Here is an 8,532-nt window from a genome sequence, read left to right on the forward strand (position 1 = left end):
TGCAAGGAGTGGTTTCATGCGACCCGGTCCCCTCAATCTGATCACCGATGTCCCCGGCCTCAAGGTCGGCAATGCCGAGGATTCGCTGCTCAAGTCCGGTGTGTCGGTGGTGACCGCAGAGGCGCCGATGGTGGCCTCCGTCTCGGTCATGGGCGGCGCGCCCGGCACGCGCGAGACCGATCTTCTGGCGCCGGACAAGACCGCGCCGGGCGTGGATGCGCTGGTGCTTGCGGGCGGCAGCGCCTTCGGGCTGGCGGCGGCGCAGGGGGTGATGGATGCGCTGCACGAAGAGGGGCGCGGCTTCGAGGTGTTCTCGGCCCGCGTGCCGATTGTGCCCGCGGCGATCCTGTTCGACCTGCTCAACGGTGGCGACAAGCACTGGGGGGTGAACCCCTATCCCGCGCTGGGGCGGCAGGCGCTGGCCAATGCCGGAACCAAGTTCCGGCTGGGCTCGCGCGGGGCGGGCTGCGGCGCGCAGACCGCGCAGCACAAGGGCGGGCTCGGCTCGGCCTCGATGGTGCTGGAGGGCGGTATCACCGTCGGCGCGCTGGTGGCGGTGAACCCGATGGGCAGCGTGATGACGCCCTCGGGGCGTCATTTCTGGGCCGCGCCTTTCGAGGTGGGCGACGAGTTCGGCGGCCTCGGCACCGAGCCGGCGAAGGGCTTTCACGACATGCCGCAGAGCCGCAAGGTCGGGGCGATGGCGGCGCTGGGGAACACCACGATCGCGGTGGTCGCCACGGATGCGCAGCTCGACAAGGCGCAGGCGCATCGCATGGCGGTGGCGGCGCAGGACGGGATCGGGCGGGCGATCCACCCGGCGCATTCGCCGATGGATGGCGATCTGGTTTTCGCCTGCGCCACCGGGCGGCAGGCGCTGATCGAACCCTCGCTGCAGCTGGCGCAGATCGGCCACGCGGCGAGCCTGTGCCTCGCGCGGGCCATCGGTCGCGCGGTCTGGGAGGCGCGCCCCGCGCCCGGCGACACGTTGCCGACGCTGCGCGAGGAGCTTGGTCTGTAGCCGGGGGCTTTTGGCGCGGGCCGTAGCCTCAGCGCAGGATCGGCGGGCTGTCGGGGTCGGATCCGGGGGCGATGCGCTCCACACGCGCGGGCTCTTCGATCTGTGGCAGGTCGAAGCGCAGGCCGACGCGGGTGAGGCTGGCGGCAAGCTCGTCGCTGTCGCGCAGGAAGATCACATCGAGCGCCCCGGCCTCGATGCCGGAAAACACCAGCGCCTCGTTCACCGCGCGCGCCAGCGCGTCCTCGGCACCGGGGAGCGTGCCTGCAAAGGCGAGGATATGCCCGCGCCCGCCGCCCTCATAGCTGGCCCCCGCCAGCCATGCGCAGCGGGCGAACCCTGCAGCCGTGGCCAGCTTGGTGTCGAGCGCCTGCAGCAGCGCCTCGGGCAGGCCGCCGGGCTGCGACACTTCCTCGATGCGCGCCTCTCCTTCGGAAGGGCCGTGGCCAAGCGTTGCCGCCAGCCAGTCGACCGCCTCGGCGGGCAGCAGGGTGGAGGCCTCGGAGACCTCGATGTTCACCGCCAGCCCGATGCCCTGACCGGCGAGCATATTGGCCACGGCGCGGCCCGAGAGCGCGGCATAGGGCGCGGCACGCCCGACGAATTGCGACAGCCGCTCCTCGCGGTCGAAGACCAGCACGAAGCGCGCATCGCCGAGGTCGAAAAGCTCGGGTTCGATCTGGGCGCCGTCGATTTCCTTGGTGAGCAGCAGGTAAAGCTCGCCATCGGCGAGGCGCTCGTAAAAGCGCAGGCGGGCGTTGTCGTCCTCGGGCGCGGCTTCCATCGCGGTAAGGGCGGCGTCGAGCGGTGTGGTGGTCATGTCAGTACCTCGCGGACACGGGCGCGCAGGACCGGCAGAAGCTCGTCCTCGAACCACGGATTGCGTTTGAGCCAAGCCGTATTGCGCCAAGACGGATGGGGCAAGGGGCAGGCGTCCGGCATATGCGCGCGCCAGCCCGCCACGGTCTCGGTGACGCCGCGTTTGGTGCCGAGGTGATAGCGGTGCGCATGCCCCCCGACATAGAGCCGCAGCGGCAGCGGGCCGAGCGCGTCGAACAGCGGGTCATGCCATGTGGCGCGGCAGATGGGCGGCGGCGGCAGGTCCGCGCCCTTGGCGTCATAGCCGGGAAAGCAGAAGGCCATGGGCACGATGGCGACGCGGCTCTGATCCCAGAACTCCTCTTCCGAAAGCCCCAGCCACGCGCGCAGCCGGTCGCCCGACGGGTCATTGAAGGGCCGTCCCGAGGTGTGCACCCGCATCCCCGGTGCCTGCCCGGCGATCAGCAGCCGCGCGCCGGGGCGAAACCACGGCACCGGGCGCGGCGCGTGGCGGGTGGCGGTGGCGGCGAAACGGTCGGCGCAGAGGCGGCAGGCTGCGATGCGGGCGTGAAGGGCGCTGAGGCTTTGAGACATGGCACAGAGGTAGGCGTTGGCGGGCGGTGCCGCCAGTAGCAGGGCCGCTTAGGTGATCTCAGCGGCCTCAAGATGGTCGCACAGCCGCCCGTAAAGCCCGAGGCGGCGGCAGATGCGGTCGAGCTTGGACTTCAGCCCGGCATTGCCGATGGTGCTCCACTGGTGCTGGCGCAGGCCCCAATAGGCGGCGCTGCGGCGACCGAGCGGCGCGCGTTCGGCGCGGCTGAGCAGGAATTCCCCGCCAGCGGTGAACTCATAGGGGTGCAGATAGATGTGCGGCGGCAGACCTGCGTTCTCGCATCCCGACAGCAGCCGGTCGGCGAAGGCGGCGGGGAAGAGTTTGAGATAGGACCCGCCGAGCTTCATCTCTGGCAGCCCTTCGAAGGGCGGGGCCGAGTAAATCGGCAGCAGCTTCAGCGAGGTCAGCCCCATCCGCTTGCGAAAGGCGCGAACCTCGCCACGGCTTCCGGCAAAAAACGAGGAATCATAGGTGAAGTGCCGCTCCACCGCGCGGTATTGCGCCGGGTCCGTCTTCTCGATGCGAAACTTCGGGGCGCGGAAGCCCTGCACCGGGGCGTTGGCGGCCTCTTCCAGCGCGGCCTTGGCGCGCTGCAGGTTGCGCTCGACCTCTTCTGCGGACTGGCTGCGCAGCTCGTCGTGGAAATAATAGTGGCAGGCGACCTCATGCCCGTCTTCGGCGATGCGCCCGATCAGGTCGGGCAGTTGGTCGGCGATGATCCCGGTGCAGAAGAAGGTGGCGCGCACGCCTTGGTCGCGCAGAAAGCCATCGATGCTCTCATACCCGGCCCAGAGCGCGTCACCGCGCAGCGGCCCGGTCTCCCACAGCCCCAGATCGCGTTTCAGATCATGGGCGAAATCTTCGAAGTCGATGCTGAGGAAGAGGTCGGGATCGGTCATTCCAGCGCCTCGCGGGTGACGATATAGGGGCCGATCACCAGCGCATCGACGCCAGAGGCGCGGAAGGTGGCGAGCGCGTCTGCGGGGCTGTGCACGATGGGCTCTTGGATGTTGAACGAGGTGTTGAGCAGCACCGGCACGCCGGTCAGCTCGCCAAAGCGGGTGAGCAAAGCGTGATAAAGCGGGTTGGCCGCCGCCGAGACGCTGTGCACGCGGGCGGTTTGATCCACGTGAGTCACTGCCGGGATCGCCTCGGCTTTGTCGTCGCGCACGCGGGCGACGATGTTCATATAGGGGCTGGGCTGGTCGATCTCGAAGAAGGTGCTGGCGGCTTCCTCGGCGACGCTCGGGGCGAAGGGGCGGAAGATCTCGCGCTTCTTGATCTTGCGGTTGAGCTCTTCGCGCATCTCGTCGCGGCGCGGATCGGCAAGGAAGCTGCGCGATCCAAGCGCGCGAGGACCGAACTCGCTGCGGTCCTGAAACCACGCGATCACCAGCCCGTCGGCCAGCATCTGCGCGGTTTTGTTCACCAGCGCATCCTCCGGCAGCGCTTCCGGCACCGGCAGGCCCGCGGCGGCGATGGCGCTTTCGATCTCTGGCACGCTGTAGCCGCGGCCCAGATAGGGCGCGCGCACCGGCTCTGGTGCGGCGCTGATCCCGCGCGCGGCAAGATCGGCCATCGCCGCGCCGATGGCGCAGCCAGCGTCATGCGGGGCGGGCGGGATGATGATCTCGTCAAAGACGCCCTTGGCCAGCAGTTTGCCGTTGGCGGTGACGTTGAGCGCGCAGCCGCCCGAAATGACCAGCCGCCGCAGATCGGGGTGGCTGTCGCGCAGCGGGGCGAGCAGATGCTCGACCGCATCCTCATGGACCTGCTGCACCGAGGTCGCCAGATCCACATGGCATTGCTCGGGCTCGGCATCCGGCGCGCGGCGTGGGCCGAAATGCCGCTCCATCTCGTCGGGGAAGATGCCCTTCAGCGCGGCGTGATAGTCGCACAGCCGCGTGTTGAGCGCATAGCGGCCACCGGGGAGCAGGCGCAGCGCGTGTTCCTGCAGAGCATCGCGATAGACCGGCGTGCCGTAGGGCGCGAGCCCCATCATCTTGTATTCGCCCTCGAGCATCTTGAAGCCGAGGTAGCCGGTGAACACGCTGTAGTAATGGCCCAGCGAATTGGGCCAGCGGTGGCGCGAGATCAGCTCGCGCTTTCCGTCCCGCACAACATGCAAAACGGTCGAGTTCTCTTCGCCGCCGCCGTCGTAGGAGAGCGAGACGAAATCATCCCAGTCGCGCATCGCCTCGGCGTAAAGCTGGTGGCACAGGTGGTGGTCGTGAAAGCTGATCTTCGCCGCGATGGGGCCAAAGCGGTCGCGCAGCAGGCGGCGCAGGCGGAAAAGGTCGCTCCACGAGCCGGAAACCTCGCCATCGGGTGTGTCGGGCGCGCTGACAAACATCTGCCGGGCCCGCGCCGCGATGGCGCTGCGCGCATGCGGCGAGCCCGCCATCTTGCGCAGGGTGCCGAAGCCACGCGTGGCAAGCCGCCACGGCTGCCAATAGACGGCGATATGGTCGATCTGGGCGGCTGTGATCCCTGCCATGGCGAGGCATTCGTCGATCGCCAGCCACGGGAAGCCGCCATCGTTCTTGATCCGGCTCAGGCGCTCATTCTCTACGGCGGCGACGAGTTGCCCCTCGTGAAAGAGCGCGGCCGCGCTGTTGTCCATGGTCGCGAGGCCAAGTGTGTAGCTCATGCGCTATGGGCTCCTGCCGTCCTTCGTTCTAGGCGAACCATACATGCTTCGTCAGGGGCTTAAAGCGCGATTCGACCAAGGTTTGCGCACGCAGATGGCGAGGATTTATGTGGTTTCGGGATCAGTGACATAGATGGAATGGCGTTGTTGCAAATTTTGGTCATAATCTGACCTAATTCGCCAAATAACCGTCACGTAACCCGAGGGCCGTAGTATGCAGGCCGCTCGAAAGGGGTGGGTGATGATCGAGTTCGACATGGTCAGCAAGTCCTTCTGGACCGGAGAACGCCGCAAGGTGATCCTCGACCGTGTGTCCTTTCAAGTGACGCTCGGCGAGAGCGTCGGCATCCTCGCGCCCAATGGCACTGGCAAGACCACGCTGATCCGTATGATGGCGGGACTGGAAAAGCCCGATGAGGGCGAGATTCGCCGCACGTCGCGCGTGTCCTTCCCGCTCGGCTTCATGGGGGGCGTGATCTCGAAGATCTCGGCGCGCGAGAACGCCCGGTTCATCGCCCGGATGTATGGGCTCGATCCCGAGTATGTCGAGGCGTTTTGCCGCTGGCTTTGCGGGCTTGGCGAGTATTTCGACCAGCCGATCGGCACCTATTCGTCGGGGATGAAGGCGCGGTTCACCTTCTCGCTGATGCTGGCGCTGGATTTCGACATCTATCTCATCGACGAGGGGATGCCGAGTTCGACCGACGTCGAGTTCAACCGCAAGGCCGGCGAGATCCTTGCCGAACGATTGCGGACCACGACCATCGTGATCGTCTCGCACCAACCGGCGATCCTCGAGAAATTTGCCCGTAAGGCGGCGGTCCTGATGGACGGCAAGCTGCACCAGTTTGAAACCTTGGAAGAAGCGAAACAGCTCTATGACTATGAAATCCAAGGCTAAGAAATTCCGCATCCGCCGCCCCGACACCGCCGCAGCCGCGCGTCCCGAAGAGATGCCCGAGGCCGCCCCGGCCAAGCCCGAAGGGCTGCCGCGGTTCGCCAACACCGCGTCTGGCGAGGACAAGGCGCAGACGCAGGCCGACGCCACGCCAAAGTCCGGCACCACCGATATCGAGGCGATCCGCAGCGAAGGGCTGACTGGTCGCCAGTTGCGGCTCGCGCGCCGGGTGGCGCAGAAACACGGGCTCGAGCCCGCCTCCGACTATGACGCGGTGCGCCTGCTGCGGGCCCGCGGGATCGACCCGTTCCGCCGCAGCACCATGCTCGAACTGGTGGTGCCCGAGGCCGCTGCCGGTGGCGCAGGGCAGGGCGGCGGTGGCGGCACCGCTGCGCAGGCCGCTGTGCCCGCCGTGCAGCCCGATGGGCGCAAGCCTGGCACCCAGCTGCCGCAGACCGTTCCGGCGGGCAAGACCAACCTGCCGTCGACCCAGACCGCCAGCCCGGCGGAGCGCCGCGCCGCCGAGATCATGAAGATCCAGCAGGAACTGGCCAAGCGCCGCCGCAAGAAGATGGCGCTGCTGCTGACCCGGCTGGCCTTCTTCGTGCTGCTGCCGACGCTGATCGCGGGCTACTATTTCTATGTCGTCGCCACGCCGATGTATGCCACCAAGTCCGAGTTCCTGATCCTCAAGGCCGAGAACTCGGCCTCCTCCATGGGCAGCCTGTTCTCGGGCACGCAATTCGCCACCAATCAGGACGCGATCGCGGTACAAAGCTACCTGATGTCCAAGGATGCCATGCTGCGGCTCGACCGCGACGAGGGCTTCCGGTCGCATTATCAGCAAGAGTGGATCGACCCGATCCAGCGGCTCGACGAGGATGCCTCGACCGAGGATGCCTTCGCCGTGTACGAGCGCAATATCGACATCGGCTATGACCCGACCGAGGGTGTGGTGAAGATGGAGATCCAAGCCGCCGATCCCGAGACCGCGGCGCGCTTCAGCCGGGCGCTGATCGGATACGCCGAGGACCGCGTGGACAACCTGTCGCTGCGCAAGCGCTCGAACGCGGTGACCGACGCCGAGGTCGGCCTCGAAGAGGCGCAGGCCGAACGTCAGGATGCGCAGGAAAAGCTGGTGCGGCTGCAGCAGCAGGGGTCGGTGATCGACCCCGAGGGCCGGATCGCGGCGCTGCGCACGCAGATCAGCAATATCGAAGTGCAGCTTCAGGAAAAGCGGCTGACCCTGCAGGCGCTGCTCGACAACGCCCGCCCCAACAGCAGCCGCGTCGAGGGCGCGCGTGGTGACGTGCGCCGTCTCGAGGCGCTGCTCGAGGACCTCAACGCGCAGATGAACACCGCCACCACGGGCGAGGATTCGCTGGCCGAGAAGGCGGTGCAGATCCAATTGGCGCAGGCCGATTTGGCGACCCGCGATCTGATGCTGCAGACCGCGCTCGAGCGGCTGGAGCAGGCGCGGCGCGATGCCGACAGCCAAGCGCGATACCTGACCACCTCGGTCGAGCCGGTGGCCTCTGAGGACCCGAGCTATCCGCGCAGCTTCGAGAACACCATTCTGGCGTTCCTGATCTTCTCGGGCATCTATCTGATGATCTCGCTCACCGCGTCGATCCTGCGCGAGCAGGTGTCGAGCTGAGCCCCGGCGCGGGCGCCGCCCGCGCCTGACCTTTACGGCAACAAAAAACGCCCGGCCAATGGCCGGGCGTTTGTGTGTCTGAGCCGGGAATGGGGAAAAGGGCTCAGGCCGCCTTGGCGCGGGCGGGCTTGAGGGCTTCGCCCCAAGCGGCCAGTTCGCTGAACATGCCGGCCATGCCGTCAACCACGGGCTGGTCGGGGCGCAGCACGCCGTCTTCGCCGATGTAGTTGAACACGAAGGGCACCGGCACCGACTGCGGCAGTGCCATGACGTTCATGTTGACCAGCAGCTGGCGCAGTTCCTGCGCGGCGCGCATGCCGCCCGAAACGCCGCCGTAGCTGACGACAGCCGCGACCTTGCGCTCCCATTCCACCGCGAGCGCCTGAATGGCGTTGACCAGCGCAGCCGAGGGGAAGCTGTTGTATTCCGGGGTCAGGAAGATGAAGGCATCCGCGTCAGCGACCTTCGCGGCCCATTTCTTGGTGTGCTCGTGCTCATAAGCCTGCGCACGCGGGTGGCCGGCTTCGTCGAGCAGCGGCAGGTCGATTTCCTTGAGGTCGACAACTTCGACGTCGAAACCGTTCTGCTGCTTGGCGAGGTCTTCGACCCATTTGCCGACGATGGGCACAATGCGGCCGGGGCGGGTGGAGCCGAGGATGATCTTCAGCTTGAGAGCCATGTGGGAGTCCTTCCGGATAAAATTGGATTGGGTCAGCCCAAGAGGGGAGGTGGGCCGTTCCTTGTCCCCATACCTACGCTCTCGCCGTGACGACACAATCCGCCCGCGCGCACAGCGCGGGTGCATCTGTGCACGGGCTCTGCTCATGGCGTTTTAGCTGGATGCAAAAAGGCCCGCCGTTGGGGCGGGCCTTTCGCA

The 8,532-nt window shown here is 67.1% G+C and carries 8 protein-coding genes; 3 read left to right on the plus strand and 5 right to left on the minus strand.

Features of this window, described 5'->3' with window-relative positions; all coding sequences use genetic code 11:
- Window positions 1–16: 16 nt before the first annotated feature.
- Window positions 17–1,021: a P1 family peptidase gene (locus G0A00_RS03930; protein WP_164178853.1), complete on the plus strand. Its 1,005-nt coding sequence runs from the start codon at window positions 17–19 to the stop codon at window positions 1,019–1,021.
- Window positions 1,022–1,049: 28 nt separating this feature from the next.
- On the opposite strand, the gene G0A00_RS03935 is transcribed toward G0A00_RS03930, so the two are convergent.
- Genes G0A00_RS03935 through G0A00_RS03950 form a run of 4 tightly spaced genes read right to left on the minus strand, consistent with a single transcriptional unit; the run spans window position 1,050 to window position 5,100 of the window.
- Window positions 1,050–1,838, minus strand: a complete 789-nt coding sequence (locus G0A00_RS03935; protein ID WP_164178854.1) for an SseB family protein — start codon at window positions 1,836–1,838, stop codon at window positions 1,050–1,052.
- A complete protein-coding gene (locus G0A00_RS03940) occupies window positions 1,835–2,431 on the minus strand; it encodes a uracil-DNA glycosylase family protein (RefSeq protein ID WP_164178855.1) in 597 nt (198 codons plus the stop codon). Before G0A00_RS03940 ends, G0A00_RS03935 begins: the two co-directional genes overlap by 4 nt.
- A 48-nt stretch (window positions 2,432–2,479) precedes the next feature.
- Entirely contained in the window at window positions 2,480–3,349 is an 870-nt protein-coding gene (locus G0A00_RS03945; protein ID WP_164178857.1) for a polysaccharide deacetylase family protein, read from the minus strand.
- The gene (locus G0A00_RS03950) at window positions 3,346–5,100 is read right to left on the minus strand and encodes a carbamoyltransferase C-terminal domain-containing protein (RefSeq protein ID WP_164178859.1); all 1,755 of its coding nucleotides are present in this window, start codon (window positions 5,098–5,100) and stop codon (window positions 3,346–3,348) included. Before G0A00_RS03950 ends, G0A00_RS03945 begins: the two co-directional genes overlap by 4 nt.
- A gap of 241 nt (window positions 5,101–5,341) precedes the next feature.
- Here G0A00_RS03950 and G0A00_RS03955 point away from each other — a divergent pair, with 241 nt between their 5' ends.
- Entirely contained in the window at window positions 5,342–6,001 is a 660-nt protein-coding gene (locus tag G0A00_RS03955) for an ABC transporter ATP-binding protein (RefSeq protein WP_164178861.1), read from the plus strand.
- The gene (locus G0A00_RS03960) at window positions 5,979–7,655 is read left to right on the plus strand and encodes a capsule biosynthesis protein (RefSeq protein WP_164178863.1); all 1,677 of its coding nucleotides are present in this window, start codon (window positions 5,979–5,981) and stop codon (window positions 7,653–7,655) included. Before G0A00_RS03955 ends, G0A00_RS03960 begins: the two co-directional genes overlap by 23 nt.
- Window positions 7,656–7,758: 103 nt before the next feature.
- On the opposite strand, the gene G0A00_RS03965 is transcribed toward G0A00_RS03960, so the two are convergent.
- On the minus strand, window positions 7,759–8,334 hold the full coding sequence (locus tag G0A00_RS03965) for an NADPH-dependent FMN reductase (protein WP_066102781.1): 576 nt from the start codon (window positions 8,332–8,334) through the stop codon (window positions 7,759–7,761).
- Window positions 8,335–8,532 lie beyond the last annotated feature (198 nt).

Origin of the sequence: Salipiger sp. PrR002 (genome assembly GCF_010500775.1) — a bacterium.
In the GTDB taxonomy this organism is placed as follows: domain Bacteria; phylum Pseudomonadota; class Alphaproteobacteria; order Rhodobacterales; family Rhodobacteraceae; genus Salipiger.